The organism is Flammeovirga sp. SubArs3, from assembly GCF_947387565.1.
Lineage (GTDB): Bacteria > Bacteroidota > Bacteroidia > Cytophagales > Flammeovirgaceae > Flammeovirga > Flammeovirga agarivorans.
Window position 1 is genome coordinate 1,018,176 of the sequence record NZ_CANDOA010000002.1, and the last position, 18,825, is coordinate 1,037,000.

Consider the following 18,825-nt stretch of genomic DNA (forward strand, 5'->3'; position numbering starts at 1 on the left):
CATGAGGAGTTTTAGAACTGAACTAGAGAACCCAACGGTTGAAAAAGATATTCTCGACTTAGAGAAGAAGATTAGACTTTTCCACGAGGGTCAGATAGACGACGATAAATTTAGAAGTTTGCGTCTAGCGAGAGGGGTATACGGACAGCGTCAGCCAGGTGTGCAGATGATTCGTATCAAAATCCCTTACGGTAAACTTACAGTCAGACAATTAGATAGAATATGTGCGGTATCGGATGAGTATTCAAACGGTAAATTACACATTACTACTAGACAAGATATTCAAATCCACTATGTAAGCTTGGACGATTCTCCAAAGCTATGGCATGAGTTGGAAAAAGATGAAGTAACACTTCGTGAGGCTTGTGGTAATACAGTACGTAATATCACAGCATCAGAGTTGGCAGGTATCGACCCAGCTGAACCATTTGATGTTACTCCATATGCTCACGCAGCATTCGAATATTTCTTACGTAACCCTATTTGTCAAGAAATGGGTCGTAAGTTTAAAATTGCGTTCTCATCATCTGTAGAAGATACTGCATTTGCTTTCATCCACGATGTTGGAGCAATTCCAGTTGTGAAAACAATTGATGGTGAAGAAAGAAGAGGTTTCAAAGTACTTATTGGTGGTGGTCTTGGAGCACAACCTCGTATGGCTGAAACTGCTTACGAATTCTTAGAAGAAGAAAAATTAATTCCATTCACTGAAGCTTTAGTACGTGTATTCGACCGTCATGGTGAGCGTAACCGTCGTATGAAAGCGAGAATGAAATTCTTACTTCAAGATATTGGTTTAGAAGAATTATTACGTTTAGCCGAAGAAGAGCGTTTAGCGTTAAAAAATAAAGAAATTTGGGTTGACCGTTCGAAAGTTGATCAAGTGATCCTACCTAAAGAAGTTTCAAATGTTGAGGTTTCTATTGAGGATCAAGATAAATTTGAGAAGTGGTCAAAAGCCAACGTATTTGAGCAAAAGCAGGAAGGTTTCTATGGCGTTCTTGTAAGATTGAAATTAGGTAATTTCGATACTACTATCGCAAGAAAACTAATTGATATCGTAAAAGATTATGCTGCAGACGATATTCGTTTAACAATTCGTCAAGGTATCTTATTAAAATACGTTCGTAAGGAAAACCTTAAGGCATTATTCAATGCTTTAAATGAGATCGGTTTTGCTGAGCCTGGTTATGATTCTACGGCTGATATTACTGCATGTCCAGGTACAGATACTTGTGTATTAGGTATCTCATCTTCTACAGGTATTGCAAGAGTATTAGGAGACTTAATCAAAGAAGAATATCCTGATTTACTTACTGAAGATACATTCAAAATTAAAATCTCAGGATGTCCAAACGCATGTGGTCAACATACGATCGCACAATTTGGTATTCATGGTTCATCATTAAGAAATAAAGCCAATAAAATGTTGTTGCCAGCAGCACAGATTTTATTAGGTGGTGGATTTGATGGTGAAAACAATCCTCATATTGCAGATAAAGTAATCAAGATTCCTAGTAAGAGAATTCAAGATGCTTTTAGAACTGTAGTAGACGACCATGAAGAAAATTCTACTGAAGGCGAATACTTTGTAGATTACTACAAGCGTCAAGGAAAAGATTACTTCTATGAGTTATTGAAGCATTTAGCAGACTTAGAGTCTCTTGAGCCTCAAGACTACTTAGATTGGTATACTGAAGAAGATAAATTCCAACTACATAAAGCTGTAGGTGAATGTGCGGGTGTAATTATTGACCTTGTACAAACACTAATTTTCGAAGCTGAAGAAAAAGTAGGTTGGGCAAACGAAGCTTTCGAAAACGGTTTATATGCTGATGCCGTTTATCATTCTTATGCCGCTTATGTAAGTGCTGCTAAAGCTTTACTTCTTGACAAGAAAGTGAAATTAAACTCTCAGATGACTGTGATTAGCAGATTTGCTGAACACTATGATGACCAGTTTAACTTTGCTGAAGGTTCTTTCGTTGATCATGTATTAAGAATCAATAAGCATGAACCAACTAAAGAGTTTGCTGAAGTATACTTCTCAGAAGTAAAAGTTTTCTTGAACGATATTGATAAAATCAGAAAACAAGATTTAGCTGCTGAAGAAGCATAATATATAAAAAGGTAAAAGCACAAGTAGTGTGTGATTTGTGCTTTTACCTCAACAATATTCTAAACTAAAAAGCATCGATCTCATGACAAAGACTATACAACCAGAATTGACATTAGTAGGAGCAGGAATTGGCGATCCAGATTTGATTACTATGAAAGGAATCAAAGCTTTACGCCGTGCGGACGTGGTTTTGTATGACGCTCTTGTTTGTGAAGAATTATTAGAATACGCACCTCAAGCGAAAAAAATATATGTTGGTAAAAGAGTTGGACAACACTCTTTTAAGCAAGAAGATATTAACCGTTTGATTGTTTCTAATGCCTTCGCAGGTGGTCATGTTGTTCGTTTAAAAGGTGGAGATCCTTTTGTTTTTGGCAGAGGTCATGAAGAAATGATTTATGCACAAAAACATGGAATTAGAGTGAATTTAGTTCCTGGAATTAGTAGTTCAGTAGCAGCTCCAGCCTTACAAGGTATTCCTGTTACAAGAAGAGGTGATAGCCAAAGCTTTTGGGTAATCACTGGAACAACTAAAGAAGGGGAAGTATCTAATGATATCGCTTTAGCAGCACAATCATCTGCAACAGTGATTATTTTGATGGGTACTAAAAAAATTGACCAAATTATGGATAGTTTTAAAGCTGCTGGAAAAGAAAATACTCCTGTAGCAATTATTCAGAATGCATCTACACCGGAAGAGAAAATTGGTTTAGGACAAGTACACAATATTGCAGAAGTAATGAGGGAAAAACAATTGGGTTCTCCAGCTGTTATTGTAGTTGGTGAAGTTGTAAAACACCACGCTGAATACCCTCAGACTCTATCAAAAGTTGTAGTTCATGCACTAGCATAGAAATTATTTTACAATCAGTGAGTACGTGGCGTTTGTGTGTTTTTTTGAATTTTCATCAAATTAGCATTCATTCGGTTAGTGGTTCAACAGATTTCGTTACGTACCACTGATGGTAAAAATAAATTCAGTTTGCACTATATTTATGAAGAATGATATGCTAAATATCATTCTTCAATTTTTTTACACCACTTCCTAAAAAAATACTCTTATGAATACAATGTTCCCAATTTTCTTGAAAATGTCTGAAATCACTACGCTTATCGTTGGTGGAGGGAATGTAGGACATGAGAAATTAGCAGCAATATTAAAAAATAGTCCGGATGCAGTAGTTACCGTTGTTTCTATTGAATTTGGAGAAGAACTGTTAGACCTAGCAAAAGATTTTCCTAGTGTGACATTGGAAAAAAGACCTTTTGAAATCAGTGATCTAGATGATCATCATATCTGTCTTTGTGCCACTGATGATTACGATTTACATGTTAAAATTCAGGAAGAGTGTAACAAAAGAAAGATGATCGTGAACGTAGCCGATACACCTCCATTATGTGATTTCTATTTAGGTTCTGTTGTCACAAAAGGAGATTTAAAGATTGGTATATCAACAAATGGAAAATCACCTACATTAGCTAAAAGAATGAGAGAGTTTTTAGAAGATGCACTTCCTAGTGAAACTCAATCCCTACTGGATAATTTGAAAGATATTAGAGATAAATTAACTGGAGACTTTCAAGATAAAGTGAAGCAGTTAAATGATATTACTCAAAAAGTTTTCGATAAGAAAGAATAAAAAAAGCACAACTGAGAAAATCAGTTGTGCTTTTTTTATGAGGCTGGAAAAAGGTATGAATTAATCCTTTTCCCATTCTACCAAGTTTCTCTTGCTACTTACAATACCATCTTCATCGACATATACGTAGTGACCATCAATAAAATCTACACCAGCTACTTCTGCATGGTAATGGATTTCAATTGTGTCTTCTTTTTCTTTCGCTTTTTTGGGATAAGCGTGTTTTGCTACGATTCCTGTTCTTAGCTTTGAAATAGTTTCATAGTGCCTGTAATTTGCGTTCGTAATAATTCCTTCCCATTCTTGGTGGAGTAGGGCAAAGGCTATCTCATCATCGATTAGGGCGTCATGTTCTTCTGCTTCCCAATCCACGATAAGGACTTTACCTTTTCCATTTTCTTCTTCAATTCGATCAAGAATAAGTTTTACACTATTAGTCTTATAACAAACTGCCCTTCCATAAAATGATTTCCGTCTACTTAGGCTTTGTAGATAGAAGGGACGGCCAATTTCTACTTCATCAGGGTAACGATCACATAGATTGGAAGTTTTAATTTTAGCACCATTATCAAAAGCTTCATTCTCCAAGAAATTAATGGTGTCTTCAACCGTTTTATCAGGAATTTCTTCCATGGGTATATGACCCACTCCTTTATACACAATAAGTGTTGAGTTAGGTAAGTTGAAATTAAAACGATATGCATTGGATAATGGAATCCATCGATCTTTTTCTCCCCAAAGAATAAGAGTTGGTGTTTCTAAGTCTTTTAGTCGGTCAGAATGATCTTGATGGCCACTTGTTGCTATATTTAAAAATGCTTCTTTATTCCCTTTCCTAGAAAACATCTCATGATACCTCGTCAATGTAGTTGGCTCAATACGTTTGGGGTCACCGTATGCATTTTTTAGGAAGAATTCATTAATTGTCTTAGGAGCCTTAACATATTCTGCTAACCCATGAAACATTTTAAATTCTTTGAGGATTGGGTTTTGAACAACTTTGTAAATAAGAGGAGTTGAATCTTTATCATTAAACCCTGCAGCATCTAATAGGACGAGCCTTCTTACTTGTTCTTTATAACGGTAAGCATATTCCCAAGCAAGCCATCCACCTAAAGATGAACCAACAAGATAAAACTTCTTAATATCTATTCTTTTGAAAAAGGTTTCCAAAAACTTTAAGTATATCTCTACAGAGTACGTTCGATCTGGCCTTGGGCCAGTTAAGCCAAAACCGGGTAAGTCTAAGCGTATTACCTTATATTTTTTAGAAAGTACTTCTGTCCATCGATCCCATGTATGTAGTGAGGCAAACGTTCCATGTAGTAATACTATTGGAAATCCTTCCCCTTCAATCTTATAATGAACTTTCATTTCATCGATATCTAAGAAATGGGATTGTTCATCTGTATATTTTTCAAAAAGGTCTATTGCCATGATTTTATTTTTCTCTCGTTTTTTTGTGTTAGATAAATTTAATCAAAAAAATGTAAGAGCATGAATATTCATTTATTGAAAATTCACCAAGTTAAACCCGTTGCATTAATTAAAAGAGCATTATTGAAGTAATATTGATGATTGTATCTGAAAATCACTGATTAAGAGATTATTCTAAACAAATTTAAACTATTTTGGTAACGATGTAACTTATGTAGTATGTTTACAGCATAGAAAATGAAAAAACAATTGCTACTGATCAATTAAAAATGAGAAAGAATTACTGTTATTATCAAAAATCACAATCAAGAAATTAGTTTACTTCTTTATACCGATTGAAGAAGTTTACACTCCAATTGATGGACGAATAAAGAGTTCCAAATAGTTGATTTGCCCACTTGCCTTGATATTTAACTGTAGGCTGTGATAGAATTAATATTGAAAATACAGGAACTCAATGTGGTGTGTAACTATAAGGTTTAATAACTCCAATTCAGTTTTTTTCGCATTCAAATAATCCAGGAGTATTTGCTCCTGGGTTTACTTCTCAAAATTTGATTGATTATTTGTGTTACAGTCTCATGACCTATTTTCTACTATTAAAGAAACAATAATTAGGTGTTAGTTAATTGTATATGATTCTTTACAAGTGAGCGACTAATAAGTGAAGTATGGATGTCAAAAAAGGCATACATCAAGTGTAGTGTAACTTTATTAGTTTGATTGAGTGTTATTACGTTAAGTTTTATTTGTCAATAGAGATATCTTTATGAGGTATCTCTATTTTTTTATTCAAAAGGTATAAACTTTGGTTTAGTTGGTCTAAAATCTTTTAGAGGTAATGTGATCTCAGTATATACATTAAACCCAATTTTAGAACCATTATTTACGGTATTGGGGTAGTATTTCATATCTGCAGCGATTGTGTTGAAAACAAGGTTCTCATTTCTTGTTCTTACTCCTAAACCGAATGCTGAGAAAATATTATCGGATGAGAAAGAAACATTGTCGTTATCTCTCATTAATCCTATTTCTGTTGTTTGATATATTGAGAACTTAAACCCATAAAAGTACCATGGAGTAAACCAAACATTTTCTTGTGCTATTTGAATTCTACTACTTCCTTTTTTAGTTAAAGGATTGATATTATAATCCGTGAAAAACTCGTTGTTTACAAAGTACAAATAATCACCTGGTACCATGTCTTGGCCTTGTGTCAAATCAACATAAAGAAACATTCTTAGGAAGTTCCGATTAATTGCGATAAGATTTGTAAAGTATTGGAAACGAACATTGACAATCTGCTGTTGGTATTTCGAATTGTAAAAAGTTCCGTAATTACCGTTGATTCTAAAATATCCAATGGGTGTAAATTGCCCAACATCTAAAGAGGCACCAATATAGGGCCGATTACCATAATACTCATTGTCTTCAAAGCCTGCAGTTACATCAAAGAGCCATCCATATGGAACGTCCTCCGTTCTACCAAAACCTTGTAAATAACTAAGTTTTCTATAATGCCTCTCATTTACTGTAATTGTCCCTATATAATGCGTCTTATCTTGGTAGTTATACAATGTATCAGCAGAGACGTCAGCAGGTCTGTCTTTAAATTTTAATTTGTCGATACCTGCACTAAAAGTAAGGTTTCTATTTTTTGACTTATTGAGTTGGATAGAATAACCTGCCCAAAAACCTAGGTAACTATAATGATGGGACTCCCAAAAGTTATCATAATTGACGGTGTCACCTAAATCCATAAAAGCACTATCAGAGGTTGCATAGCCATAGCGATCCCTGTTGTTGTGATAATCTAATTCTCCTGCCCATTTCGTAGCAGAAGTAATGAAATCTCTTTTGGTCGATACTTCATAGAGACTTCGATCATAACTGTCAACAAAAGATCCTTCAACATCTATAAAAGTACCTGATATATTACGGTAATTGTACTGTACGTCAAATCCTAATTTTCCTTTTGGAGAATCTGGTTGATAAATTCCTCCAATGGCAACATATTGACCCATACCAAGGAAATTGGAATTGTAAACACCAGCACCAAAATCATTTCGATTATAAGTACCACCGGTTACACCAATCGTCCATTGATCTTTCGTAACGACATAGATATCTATGAGGTTATTAGGCAATTCACAACCATAGATTTCAGCGTCCTTGATAAAGGGTAATGTACGGAGAATACGTTCACTTTCAGAAATTTCATTGTCAGAAATGAGATCACCTACATTGAAAATCAAGTTGTTGTCTATTACATATTCCTTGGTACGGTTATGAATCCCATTGGCATACCTAGTGACCTTCGTTGTGATAATTGGATACGGTTGCTGAACATCTCCACCGAATGGGGGAAGACGAATAAAGGTGATACTTCTAACAATTTTTTCATCAAAACACATTCCTGTGTTCAACAGATCTTCTTCTAATTCATCTGTTGTATCTGCAGCAGTATTGTTTACTAGTAGAAGGTTAGAAAGTTCCCTAGTTAAACGTCTTTTTCCTAGAATTTTCTGGAGGTTGTTATAAAACTCAGTAGAATGTTGTCGGGAAAGTGAATCTTCCTCAAACATACCTTTTGGTATAAAAACAACCGTATCTTTTTTGTATTTGTATACAGAGTCTCCAACAATAAAAGGAACATACGCTTTTACCTTTATTTTCTGTAAAGACGTACTATCTTCTGTTTGTGAAAATGAAACCTTTGATATTGTAAGGAATAAAAAAGTAATACAAATTAACCTTAGAGTCTCTCTACACATGAATTGAAATAGATACTATCCCCGCAATTTACTAAAATCTTATCTGTTATTTTTTAAAAGTGATTTAAAATACAAAGATGAAATTTGTATATTGTTAAAAAAACTCTAACTCTACTCATGAAGAAACAACTGATATTTATTGATGATGATGAGCTACTCATTGAAATAGCTAAAATCATACTAAATAGCCTGGAAGCACTAAAAGAAATACCCACACTATTTTTTAGAAGCGGTGATCACTTTTTAAGTGAACATAACTTTAAAGAAGATACCCACAAAAACATCTTATTCTTGGACCTTAATATGCCCGGTTTGGATGGCTGGCAAGTAGTAGATAAATTGGTAGAGTCTGGGAATATAAAGAATTACACGATCTATATGCTGAGTTCAAGTATTCACCCTATGGATAAAGAGAAGGCAGATAACAATCCCAACATAGCCGGATATATAGAAAAACCACTTTCTAAGTCTAAGGTGTTGGAAGTTACAGACTTAAAAAATGGTTAGTATGTTTTTAATGTACTTGACTAAACAATAGTTTAATTCGGTTTGTACATTACTTCAGCAATTTTCTCTAACATTCTGTTAATCTTTTCAATAGATTCATCTTTGGTGAAAAAACTATTGTTGATAGTAAAGAATGCTGTTTCTAATAATTCATGAAAACCAATTTCAATTAAATCATCAAAATCAATATATCTCATATTCCAATTCTCAAAAATTCGATCTGGTTTCTCGAAATACAACTCATTGATAAATGTATGTCGATCATCCTTCTTTAAGTTTTGAATTAATTGATCCAATTGACTTTTTGGGCCTTCAATATATTGTATAAAAATACCCTGCTTAAAAGTAAGGTATCCCGTAATTCTGTGTTCTTTATTCTTTCTAGAAGAATGTTCCTGTAGCTTAGTTAAGCTTTCGTGGTCAAATGGTTCTTTGCTTTCGCTGCTATATATATATCCGTGAATCATATCTTTTCTTTAGGTATCGTAATCATAAATTTAGTGCCTTGATTCACCGTAGAGTCTACAGCAATTGTACCTCCTGTAGCTTCAATTTGGTTTTTTGTAAGGAATAATCCTAAACCTCGGGCATCTTGGTTAGCATGGAATGTCTGGTACATACCAAATATTCTATGACTAAATTTATCTAAATCAATGCCAATTCCGTTATCCTTTATTTCAATAAATACGGAATGATCCTTTTCGTAAGCCTCAACTTCTATAATTGGGAGTCGCTCATTAGATCTATATTTAATAGCATTACTCATTAGGTTTAAGAAGATACTTTTCAGGTATTCTTCAGGGTAATTAATTCTTAAACCTCTTTCTATATCAAAGCTTACTAAAACACCATATTTATTGATCTGACCAGATAATACATCCATCACTTTCATCAATTCCTCTTTAATCAGCATGTCTTTACGTTCAAGACTAATATTTTGCTGTACTTTTATGGCATCTGATAAATTGTTGACTGTTTTTTCTAACTGATGAAGTGCTTTTCTAAATAGATCAATAAAGTTCTCTCTTTCTTCTGCACTCTTCTCATTCTCGTATAACTCCATAAGAGCTAATAAGTTTGAGAGAGGTGAACGAATGTTGTGAGAAGCGATGTAAGTATAACTCTCTAATTGCTCGTTTTGTAAGGCAAGGGTCTGTGTAGTTTTTTCTGCAATATTTACCGTTTCTTTCCATTGCATTTCTAGCGACTTACTATCACTAATATCAAATACAATGGCAAGCAGCATGGTTCTGTCTTTCTTTTCTAAAGTTTTATTGACTCCCTCGAACTTAAGGAAAAGAGTCTTTTTACTTTGAGTAATGAAACGAACGACTATACTAAATTTTTTCTGTTGAGTGATCTTGGCAAATTCACCTCTGTCTTCAGGGTGGATATGTTCGATGATATCATCAAGGCTGTAGTTGTGTTCTTGAGAATTAAACTCAAACCAGTTTAACAGAGTATCATTGATTTTTACAGACTTTTCAGCATTAGATTTCATCTTAAAAGTACCAAATTGATCTAAATCTGATAACTCAAGATATGTAGAAGCGAGTTGCTTTAGCTTCTTTCTATTTAATTCAGATTGAGTATTGTCTTTAATAGTACCATATAAGTGAGAAACTTTACCCTTGGTCATCTTAGCCATACATGTAAATTCAATAATATATCGCCCAACTGATAGGCTTATAGTAAAGCTACTACCGTCTTTTATACTATTATTGATTTTACGGGTAAACTCGGTTTTATGGTATTCAGATAATTGTTCTTCGAGACTTCTCCAGAAGAAGGTTTCATATGAATTGTAGTTGATGAATTTTTTAGCTTTTTCATCAATATGAAAACTGTTGTTGTCCTTTTGCCAACTCCAAGAATAAATCTGTTGATATTCATATAGTGCTTTAGTTCTTTCAATCACTTTACTATACAATTCAACATTTTTATTTAATTGAATAATAGGACTAAACTCACTTATTGGAATGAACGACAAGATGATGCCATCGCTCTTAGAATTATATGAACCAATCGGAGAAACTCTAAGTAAATAAGATAAGTTTTGTGCATTCTTAATTTCAATTTCCTGGATTTCTTTGCTCTTGATGGCTCGGTCAATAATAGAAATCAAACCATCTTCAATTTCAAAGAAAGTATTAAACTGAAGAATACTTCTACCAATATCTTCCTTTTCAATCCCGAAAAATTTGGAAGCATTAGGAGCAATCCTTCTAATCTTTAAGTCTTTATCCAAGTATAGACTGGCAATACCGGCTGACTGGAATAAGTTTAAAAAGTCATCATTAAGGATGGAAATCTCATCCAGTTTATCTTTATATTCTTGGTTAACCGTATAAAGTTCTTCGTTGACGGATTGTAACTCTTCATTACTACTTTGCAGTTCCTCATTTGAAGACATCAGTTCTTCATTGTTTACCTGATAATCTTCGTTGATCATTTCAATCTTCTTATTGGCTCTTTTTAGTTCCAAGTGAAGTTGTTTGATCTCATTTTTGAGGTTATTGATATTATTGTCTTGATCTATAATATCTTCTTCTTTGTCATCGTTACTGGTTGAGAATTCAATAATGATTAAGTTTTCGCCATCTGAAGTCCTCATCCTTCTGATAATAATATCAGATTGGTCCTGACTGTTGGCATTTATCTTTAACTTCTTCAGTCTTCTTGTATTACCATCAGCAATTACCTTTTTCACCTCTCTGATAATATCGATATAGATCTCGAATTCTAATGTTTCCTTAAGGACTAATTCAGATTTTGGAAACTTTAAGTATTTGCCTATATCATCAGTTGAAAAGATAATATTCTCATCTGTATCTAATACGATAAAAGAGTTACAGAAGTAGTTGATAAGCCCTCTTTCTAATTCTGAAAAATACTTGGTTGGTAGAGGGGCAACTTTTTCCGTTTTCTGGTCTGCTTTTTTTACTTTTTTATTGATTTTTGAAGTGTTATCCATATCAATAATTTTGAACTTTTCTTTAAGTCTGAAGAACTTTCTTTTTACGTTGATTTCTTCTAAATATTTATCAGAGAAGTTTTTCTCCGAAGGGCCTAGGAAGAGGAAACTTCCTTTGTTCATAGAAAACTTAATGGTATTCAGAATTTTATTCTGAGTTCTTTGATTAAGATATATCAATAAGTTTCTACAAGTAATTAGGTCTATATTTAAAAAAGGAGGGGTAGATAGAATATCATGTTGAACAAAAGTGATAATGCTTCTGATATCCTCTTTTACCTCATAATATTTACCATTGAAGTCAAAATACTTTTCTTGGTATTTCTTTGGCAGATGTTGTATTTCACTATCAGAGAAAAAGCCTTCAGATGCTCTGTGAATGGCATTTTCATTAATATCTGTAGCAAATATTTTTATGTCTTTAACTGCTGCATTATTACCTAACAGTTCTCTTACTAAAATTGCAATAGAGTAAGCCTCCTGACCAGTACTACAGCCGATAGACCAAATTCTAATAATATCTTTTGTGAGGATTTTTGGTAAAACAACCGCTTCTAAAAATTCCCATTCTTCAGGGTCTCTAAAGAATGTCGTCACACCAATCATAAAGCTATTACAAAGCTTTTTTACATCTTGTGGATGGTATTGAAGGTGATCGTAGTACTCTTTGATAGAATGAATGTCCTGGTATTCCATCATTTTCAAGATCCTTCTGTATAAAGTCTGACTTTTGTACAGATTGAAATCGATACCTTCATTCGTAGAAACTAAATCAATGATATCCTCAATATTTTTGATGGATTCTTCTGAGGAATTACCATTTTCAATAACTGTTAGATCACTTAAAAGATTTGACATTTCCTTTGTGCTTAAGATATAGTCCGGGTTTGCGGCTTGAATTGCAGAAAAAGGCATCCCATTGAATTTAGCTAAGTCTGGGTGTTGTACCATTGTGATACCACCATAGTCTTTGACAGCTTTCAAACCTTTAGATCCATCACTCCCGGTCCCTGAAAGGACTATTCCAATAGCTTTTTTCCCGATTTCTTTTGCAAGACTATCAAACAGTAAGTTGATAGGATAAGTTAGTGTCTTGTTTTTATCAGATCTTTCTGTAACTACAATTCTATTGTTCTTGATTTGAAGTGTAGTGTGGTTATTGATAAGATAAATATGGTTTCTGAGAATAGCGTGATCTTGGTTTACCTCTACGATTTTTAAATGAGTTACTTTTTCTAAAAGCTCACTCATTAAGCTTTTATGATCTTGAGATAGATGTTGAACAACAATAAAGCTTAAGTCATTGTCTGCGTGGTAATTGATGAAGAAATCTTTGATGGCTTCTAAGCCTCCAGCAGACGCTCCAATTCCTACAATGTACTTTGGTTGTTCAGTTATCATATCAGTTATCTAGTAAACCGGTTTAAATGCACAAAAACTAAAAATACACTTTGTAATACCTTTTACCTAAATTTATAAAGAAAGAATGTAAAAACTATATTGAATTGGTGATAAAATTTCCATTAATTTTGTCATCAAAATAATAACTAAACAATGAATGTAATTAGATCATTTTCTTTAGGTGTATTTTCTATTCTTGTTCTATTTTTTGGAGTAGGGTTATTCCTTCCTTCACATTATGAAGTAAATGAACAAGTACTGATACAATCTAAACCTTCCAAGATATTTTTTTATATAGATAATTTACAAAAGTGGGAAAAGTGGGCTTTTAAATTAGAAGATCCAGAGAGTAGAGTAGATCCACAGTTTTTAGGTCCAGAAGAAGGAGAAGGAGCAGTACATTCATGGTTTGGAAATGATGGATCAAAGGCACAATTGAAGATTTTATCTTCGAATCCTTATGATGAAATACAACTACAAATGATCACAAATGACGGGGCATTTATTTCTGATATAGTGTTCACACTAGAAGGAGGTGATCAAGGAACATTAGTTACTTGGAATGAGAAAGGTGATTTTGGATTTAATCCAATGGTGAGACTTGTAGCCTATATGTCTGACTATAACAAAAAAATAGCCACTCAATATCAAGTGGCTTTAGAAGAACTAAAACTAGTAGTTGAGTCTAGTAAAACTACCTCAATACAATAACTCCACCGAAACGCCCTGTTTCCATAGGAGCAGCTTTTCTTGCAGAGTAGAACCTATGATCTGTGTAAGTATCAAAAGGTAGAAATTGAATGTTTTCTGAAGGAATATTGAAAGCATTACACTGTGCCAGTTGAGCTGCTTCTATATTTAAAAATGCTTTGCCTTCAATTGGATGAGGTAAAATAACTTCATCTACAATTTCTGGATATGCATTTTTGAAAAGCTCAATAACATCTTCACCTATTTCATAAGATTCTTTTTTGATGGATGGCCCAAAACAAACAAGAATATCTTTTGCTTCCGATTCAAACTCATCAACCATTTTTTGTAGTGCTACAGAAAGAATTTTTAATTCAGTACCTTTCCAACCTGAATGTACAACACCAATGACCTGTTTTTGAGGGTCGAATAATATAATTGGAGTACAGTCTGCAGCCAAGGTTAATAAACCAATGTTTTTGACATTAGTAATAATACCATCGGTTTCAGGAAAAGGGTTTTCTTCTTCGATTAAAGAAGGTAAGTGCTCTTCTTTTACGACGGCAACTGTATTCGTGTGTTTTTGCTCTCCAACAAAAAGTCGTTCGCAACCGAGGATTTCTTTTACAATTTGTCTATTGGCTAAAACATCTTCTAATCTATCTTTATCGATGTTTCCCAAGTTTAAAGTATTGAATGGCGGTTGACTCATTCCACCTGTTCTGGTGGTTATAAAATGATTTATTTGGTGCTTATAGGGTTCAAGTAAATCGAATTGTAATTTGGGGATCATAGGCTTTTAATGGGGTAAACAGTGGCCATGATAGCCACTGTTATAAATATTTTTATTTGCTGTTGTGTGCGTAGATCTGTTCGATCGATATAGTGCCTTCATAAATGGCCTTACCTACAACAACAGATGGTATATTTGCTTCTTCTAAAGCGACTAAGTCTTCATATTTACTAACGCCTCCACTAGCAATTAATTCCATATTTGGGAATTGTGCTATAATTTCACGGTAGAGTTCAGTATTGGGACCTTGCATCATACCGTCTTTAGAAATGTCAGTGCAAAGTACTTTAGTAATTCCTTTAATAGTGTAATCTTGAAGATAATCAAAAAGTGGGACTTTCGAATCTTCTTGCCATCCACTAACAGCAATCATTTTATTTTTTGCATCTGCAGCAAGAATCATTCTTTCTGCACCAAACTTCTCAATCCATGAAGTAAACTTCTCTGGCTCTTTAACAGCAATACTGCCACATGTTACCATTTCAGCACCATGATCAAATACTTTTTGAAGGTCTTCGTCAGACTGGATACCTCCACCGAAGTCAACAACCAAAGAAGTATTGGAAACAATTCTGTCTAAAACACCATAGTTTACCACATGTTTCACTTTTGCTCCATCAAGATCAACTAAGTGTAGACGTTTAATTCCTGCATCTTCAAACTGCTTGGCAATGACTAAAGGATCGTCAGCGTAAACAGTTTTTTGAGCATAATCACCTTGTGATAATCTTACCAATTTACCATCAATTAGATCAATGGCAGGGATGATATCAAGTTTGTGAGACATGTTAGAAGTTTGTTATAAAGTTTTGTATGATTTTTTGTCCAACATCACCACTTTTCTCTGGGTGAAACTGTGCTGCAAAGAAATTATCCTTATGCAATGAGGCACTGTATGGATTAACATAATCTGTTACAGCAATAGTGTTTTCACAAAGTTCTGCAAAATAACTATGTACATAGTAAACATAATCATTCTCATGAATGCCTTTGTAAAGGTCTGTTTTTAGATTATGAATATTATTCCACCCCATATGAGGAACTTTCAAAATTTCACTTTGGAATTTCTTTACGTTGGTATCGAAAATTCCTAAGCAATCAGTATCCCTTTCTTCTGAATGATTACACATTAATTGAAGACCTAAACAAACACCTAAAGTCGGTTGTTTTAGGTCCTTAATTAATTGATCTAACTTACGTTCTTTCAAGTAATCCATTGCAGACTTTGCTTCTCCTACACCAGGAAAAATCACTTTGTCTGCTGATGTTATTTCTTCAGGATTGTCTGTTAGGATAGGATCAATTCCGATACGTTGTAATGCATAACGCACAGATTGAACGTTTCCTGCGTTGTATTTAATAATAGCAACTTTCATTCAACAGTTTTTTTGTTGGTGCTTGACAGCGTTTGATTTTACTTCAAAATTAAGATTCTTTCGACAGAATGAAAACACCATTGATAATTTTAATAAAAAAGGAGGGAATCAATGATAAATTTTCATCAATTCCCTCCCTTGTTAACGCAAATTGCCTAACTAAAATTCAATATAGTAAGCATCATTAGCTGGAATCGAAATACTAGTGCCGCTTTCATCAGCACTGTTTAAATCAAGCTTAATGTTTTTGCCAGATATTAAGTCTTTAGCATCAATCACCTCATTACCTTTTAATCCTATTGATTCTTGAACAATTGTAGGGATGATTACTTCTGTTGTAATCGCCTGATTCTCAAAATTGGCAACAACTAACACTCTTTGGTTTCCAACGTATCTGATAAAAGAATAAGTTTTTTCAGAGTTGTAACTAGAATTAGTATTATTGAATTGCTGAAGATCTATAAGTTTACCTTTTCGGATGGCAGCATCATTTGTAGATGCATGAAGGATTTGCTTGTATTTATTTCTTAAAGCTTTTTGAGCATCAGATAATTTTCCACCATCATATTTATGGTCATTGACCCACTTTTGATGTTCTGGAACACCCCAATAATCAAAAATGGTTGTTCTACCATCATCTCCACTAAAGCCAGACTCACCAGTACCAGGTTCACCTACTTCTTGTCCAAAATAGACCATTACCGGACCACTACCTAGTGCAGCACTAACTGCCATACCTGGAATACCTGGATAAGGGTTGTTAGAGAATTCTTTTGATGCAATACGTTGCTCATCATGGTTCTCTAAGAATCTTAACATATGGTTGTTGAACCCATCCATATCTTTCCAAACCTTAGTTAGGTGTGCAAGTGAAGAGCCAGGACGGTCTTCCATTACAGCTCTTAAAGTATCGTAAACTCCAACTTTATCATATAAATAATCGAATTTACCAGTGAAGATATAGTTGCGGTATTCTTTAGGATTATAGACTTCTGCAATAAATCTAATATTAGGATTAATAGCTTTAATTTGAGGAATCATCCAAGCCCAATATTCAACAGGGACCATTTCTGCCATATCACAGCGGAAACCGTCAACACCTTTTTCTGTCCAATATTTTAAGATAGCAAGTGTTTTTTTCCAAGTTGAAGGCACATCTCCATTAATATCAAACACTTTTTCGCCATTTCCAGATAGGTGATTGACACCATAATTTAAACGTACTGTTTCAAACCAGTCATTTACAGAAGGTGTATTAGTAACAGCTCCGTTACCAGATACCTTAGCTGGGTTTTCGTTGAACTTGCCGTCTGCAGTTGGGAATTTATCCCCACCTAATGGTACATACCCTGAAGGAACAACAAATGGTTTTCCAGGGATATAATAGAAATTGTTGTTGGCTTCAAAGCCTACTTTAGTATTGTCATCAGCTCCTAGGTCTACAACACCTTTAGGCTTTTTGTCGGAATGATATTTTCTCGCTACATGATTGGGAACAAAGTCAATGATTACTTTTAAACCATTTTTGTGTGTTCTTTCAATTAATGATTCAAACTCTTCTAAACGGTTGTTGACATTGTTGGATAAGTCTGGATTTACGTCATAGTAATCTTTAATGGCATAAGGAGACCCTGCTCTACCTTTTACGACATCGGCATCGTCAATATGGATTCCATATTTTCTATAATCAGTGATAACGGCATGTTCAATTACACCTGTATACCAAACATGAGTAGCTCCCAAGTCTTTGATGCCTTGAAGTGCATCGTCATTAATATCATCAAATTTTCCAACACCATTATCTTTCAGTGTACCCCAAAGTTTATTGGTAGAATTTGTGTTACCAAATAACCTTGTCATCATTTGGTAGATGATGATTTTATGATCTTGAATGTCTTCTGTGGAAGTAGAAATTTCGAATGTATGTTTCAATTTTTGTTCTTCTTGTTGCTGATTAGAGGAACAGTTTACGAATAAACTACCCATAAAAAGGTAAACGAATACACGTAAAAAGCTGTAGAATTTTGTCATTATTTACAATTTATGATAGGGTTAAAAAAAGCAAAACTCTTCCAAGTGTTTCTTAGAAGAGTTTGTTTGTGTTGTTAAAGCGTTATGATTTTTTGTTGTAAGGACGCTTTTCATTTAATTTTGTGGCTATTTTATACAAATCTACTTTTGATAAAATTGTATCATAAATTCCCTGGTGTTGATCTACTTTCTTAAGATCATCTTGCATTTGAACGGCAACTGTAAACGGGTTTGTGTCTTTCAGTTGTTTTTTCAAAACGTTTAGATAATCCTTATCTTTTTTGATCGCATTAAATACAATTTCTTCGATTTCGTTCATTACGAGATTGATTTAAAATTTAAAGTAAAATTGGAAAATATTCTATGCTATATTAATCAAAAAATGTCTTGAAAAAAAATTCTTGTTATACAATTTATTCTGCAAAAGTCATTTTATTTAAGCATGGATAGTAAGGAGAATAGATACATTGGTAGTAAAGGTTCAACTCAATTGATTAATGGCTGAAGATTGAGAGAAATGATTTCCTTTTTTCATAAAAAAATGATTAAATTCAATTCGAATTAAAAAGCAAGAATAATAACAATAAACCAGATCAATGAAGACACTATTACTAATAAGACATGCTGAAGCGGAATCACCCTATTTTGGAGTAGAAGATAAATTAAGAGTATTAACCCAACAAGGATATATGCAAGCCATGCATACCTCAAAAAGGATTAAATCTGGCACATATATACCTGAAATAGTATTTTATTCTGATGCAGAAAGAACTAAGGCAACCACTCAGGTATTGTTAGAACAATTGGAAATTCCTGAAGAGGCATCTTTCGCAGAATCAGACTTTTATGATGCTACTGTAGGTAGGCTATTAGATTTTGTCAATGAAAGAAGTGATGAAGCAGACTGCGTGGCTATCGTTGGACATAATCCAACATTGTCGTTTTTTGCGGAGTATTTAACTGGAGAGGAAATTAATTCACTGTCGCCTGCAGATGCTTTAGTCATTACATTTGATTTTGACTCTTGGGCACTTATTTCACAAGCGACAGGACAATCTTTGGTTAGATATACTGGTCGCTAAT

Annotated in this window: 15 protein-coding genes; 6 read left to right on the plus strand and 9 right to left on the minus strand. The window is 33.9% G+C overall.

The annotated features are described in order from the left end of the window. Position 1 precedes the first annotated feature (1 nt). The 3 genes from QL232_RS08635 (at position 2) to QL232_RS08645 (ending at position 3,759) form a co-directional block, all read left to right on the plus strand. Positions 2 to 2,119, plus strand: coding sequence for a HEPN domain-containing protein (locus QL232_RS08635; RefSeq protein ID WP_281613812.1), 2,118 nt, complete (start codon positions 2 to 4; stop codon positions 2,117 to 2,119). 82 nt (positions 2,120 to 2,201) lie between these two features. Then, positions 2,202 to 2,972 (plus strand): uroporphyrinogen-III C-methyltransferase, encoded by a 771-nt coding sequence (cobA, locus tag QL232_RS08640; protein WP_168881098.1) that lies wholly within the window; start codon positions 2,202 to 2,204, stop codon positions 2,970 to 2,972. Between the two features lie 208 nt (positions 2,973 to 3,180). Continuing rightward, the gene (locus QL232_RS08645) at positions 3,181 to 3,759 is read left to right on the plus strand and encodes a bifunctional precorrin-2 dehydrogenase/sirohydrochlorin ferrochelatase (RefSeq protein ID WP_168881099.1); all 579 of its coding nucleotides are present in this window, start codon (positions 3,181 to 3,183) and stop codon (positions 3,757 to 3,759) included. 60 nt (positions 3,760 to 3,819) lie between these two features. Here the strand turns inward: QL232_RS08645 and QL232_RS08650 are convergent, their stop codons facing one another. After that, positions 3,820 to 5,196 carry an alpha/beta fold hydrolase gene (locus tag QL232_RS08650; protein ID WP_281613813.1) on the minus strand — a complete coding sequence of 459 codons (1,377 nt, stop codon included), beginning with the start codon at positions 5,194 to 5,196 and terminating at the stop codon, positions 3,820 to 3,822. A gap of 788 nt (positions 5,197 to 5,984) precedes the next feature. Continuing rightward, positions 5,985 to 7,970 carry a hypothetical protein gene (locus tag QL232_RS08655; protein WP_281613814.1) on the minus strand — a complete coding sequence of 662 codons (1,986 nt, stop codon included), beginning with the start codon at positions 7,968 to 7,970 and terminating at the stop codon, positions 5,985 to 5,987. A gap of 117 nt (positions 7,971 to 8,087) precedes the next feature. Between QL232_RS08655 and QL232_RS08660 the strand changes: the two genes are divergently transcribed. After that, positions 8,088 to 8,477, plus strand: a complete 390-nt coding sequence (locus QL232_RS08660) for a response regulator (protein WP_281613815.1) — start codon at positions 8,088 to 8,090, stop codon at positions 8,475 to 8,477. Positions 8,478 to 8,509: 32 nt separating this feature from the next. Here the strand turns inward: QL232_RS08660 and QL232_RS08665 are convergent, their stop codons facing one another. Together QL232_RS08665 and QL232_RS08670 are read right to left on the minus strand one after the other, a co-directional pair. Then, complete coding sequence (locus tag QL232_RS08665) at positions 8,510 to 8,944, minus strand: BLUF domain-containing protein (protein ID WP_281613816.1); 435 nt, start codon at positions 8,942 to 8,944, stop codon at positions 8,510 to 8,512. Next, a complete protein-coding gene (locus QL232_RS08670) occupies positions 8,941 to 12,852 on the minus strand; it encodes a CheR family methyltransferase (RefSeq protein ID WP_281613817.1) in 3,912 nt (1,303 codons plus the stop codon). The genes QL232_RS08665 and QL232_RS08670 overlap by 4 nt, the downstream gene beginning before the upstream one ends. 153 nt (positions 12,853 to 13,005) lie before the next feature. Here QL232_RS08670 and QL232_RS08675 point away from each other — a divergent pair, with 153 nt between their 5' ends. After that, positions 13,006 to 13,563, plus strand: coding sequence for a hypothetical protein (locus QL232_RS08675; protein WP_168881105.1), 558 nt, complete (start codon positions 13,006 to 13,008; stop codon positions 13,561 to 13,563). Here QL232_RS08675 and pgeF read toward each other — a convergent pair. From pgeF to QL232_RS08700, 5 genes are all read right to left on the minus strand, one after another. Further along, the gene (gene pgeF, locus QL232_RS08680) at positions 13,547 to 14,335 is read right to left on the minus strand and encodes a peptidoglycan editing factor PgeF (protein WP_281613818.1); all 789 of its coding nucleotides are present in this window, start codon (positions 14,333 to 14,335) and stop codon (positions 13,547 to 13,549) included. The two genes, QL232_RS08675 and pgeF, sit on opposite strands and share 17 nt — an antisense overlap. 52 nt (positions 14,336 to 14,387) lie before the next feature. After that, positions 14,388 to 15,122, minus strand: a complete 735-nt coding sequence (hisA, locus tag QL232_RS08685; RefSeq protein ID WP_281613819.1) for a 1-(5-phosphoribosyl)-5-[(5-phosphoribosylamino)methylideneamino]imidazole-4-carboxamide isomerase — start codon at positions 15,120 to 15,122, stop codon at positions 14,388 to 14,390. A gap of 1 nt (position 15,123) precedes the next feature. Then, entirely contained in the window at positions 15,124 to 15,711 is a 588-nt protein-coding gene (hisH, locus tag QL232_RS08690) for an imidazole glycerol phosphate synthase subunit HisH (RefSeq protein WP_281613820.1), read from the minus strand. Between the two features lie 159 nt (positions 15,712 to 15,870). Then, positions 15,871 to 17,742, minus strand: a complete 1,872-nt coding sequence (locus tag QL232_RS08695) for an alpha-amylase family protein (protein WP_281613821.1) — start codon at positions 17,740 to 17,742, stop codon at positions 15,871 to 15,873. Positions 17,743 to 17,824: 82 nt separating this feature from the next. Further along, positions 17,825 to 18,061 carry a hypothetical protein gene (locus QL232_RS08700; protein ID WP_168881109.1) on the minus strand — a complete coding sequence of 79 codons (237 nt, stop codon included), beginning with the start codon at positions 18,059 to 18,061 and terminating at the stop codon, positions 17,825 to 17,827. Positions 18,062 to 18,338: 277 nt separating this feature from the next. Here QL232_RS08700 and QL232_RS08705 point away from each other — a divergent pair, with 277 nt between their 5' ends. Continuing rightward, positions 18,339 to 18,824, plus strand: coding sequence for a histidine phosphatase family protein (locus QL232_RS08705; protein WP_168881110.1), 486 nt, complete (start codon positions 18,339 to 18,341; stop codon positions 18,822 to 18,824). Position 18,825 lies beyond the last annotated feature (1 nt).

Coding starts and splice junctions, on each gene's coding strand:
- QL232_RS08635 (WP_281613812.1), top strand. CDS start 2: ATGAGGAGTTTTAGAACTGAACTAGAGAACCCAACGGTTGAAAAAGAT.
- cobA (WP_168881098.1), top strand. CDS start 2,202: ATGACAAAGACTATACAACCAGAATTGACATTAGTAGGAGCAGGAATT.
- QL232_RS08645 (WP_168881099.1), top strand. CDS start 3,181: ATGAATACAATGTTCCCAATTTTCTTGAAAATGTCTGAAATCACTACG.
- QL232_RS08650 (WP_281613813.1), bottom strand. CDS start 5,196: ATGGCAATAGACCTTTTTGAAAAATATACAGATGAACAATCCCATTTC.
- QL232_RS08655 (WP_281613814.1), bottom strand. CDS start 7,970: ATGTGTAGAGAGACTCTAAGGTTAATTTGTATTACTTTTTTATTCCTT.
- QL232_RS08660 (WP_281613815.1), top strand. CDS start 8,088: ATGAAGAAACAACTGATATTTATTGATGATGATGAGCTACTCATTGAA.
- QL232_RS08665 (WP_281613816.1), bottom strand. CDS start 8,944: ATGATTCACGGATATATATATAGCAGCGAAAGCAAAGAACCATTTGAC.
- QL232_RS08670 (WP_281613817.1), bottom strand. CDS start 12,852: ATGATAACTGAACAACCAAAGTACATTGTAGGAATTGGAGCGTCTGCT.
- QL232_RS08675 (WP_168881105.1), top strand. CDS start 13,006: ATGAATGTAATTAGATCATTTTCTTTAGGTGTATTTTCTATTCTTGTT.
- pgeF (WP_281613818.1), bottom strand. CDS start 14,335: ATGATCCCCAAATTACAATTCGATTTACTTGAACCCTATAAGCACCAA.
- hisA (WP_281613819.1), bottom strand. CDS start 15,122: ATGTCTCACAAACTTGATATCATCCCTGCCATTGATCTAATTGATGGT.
- hisH (WP_281613820.1), bottom strand. CDS start 15,711: ATGAAAGTTGCTATTATTAAATACAACGCAGGAAACGTTCAATCTGTG.
- QL232_RS08695 (WP_281613821.1), bottom strand. CDS start 17,742: ATGACAAAATTCTACAGCTTTTTACGTGTATTCGTTTACCTTTTTATG.
- QL232_RS08700 (WP_168881109.1), bottom strand. CDS start 18,061: ATGAACGAAATCGAAGAAATTGTATTTAATGCGATCAAAAAAGATAAG.
- QL232_RS08705 (WP_168881110.1), top strand. CDS start 18,339: ATGAAGACACTATTACTAATAAGACATGCTGAAGCGGAATCACCCTAT.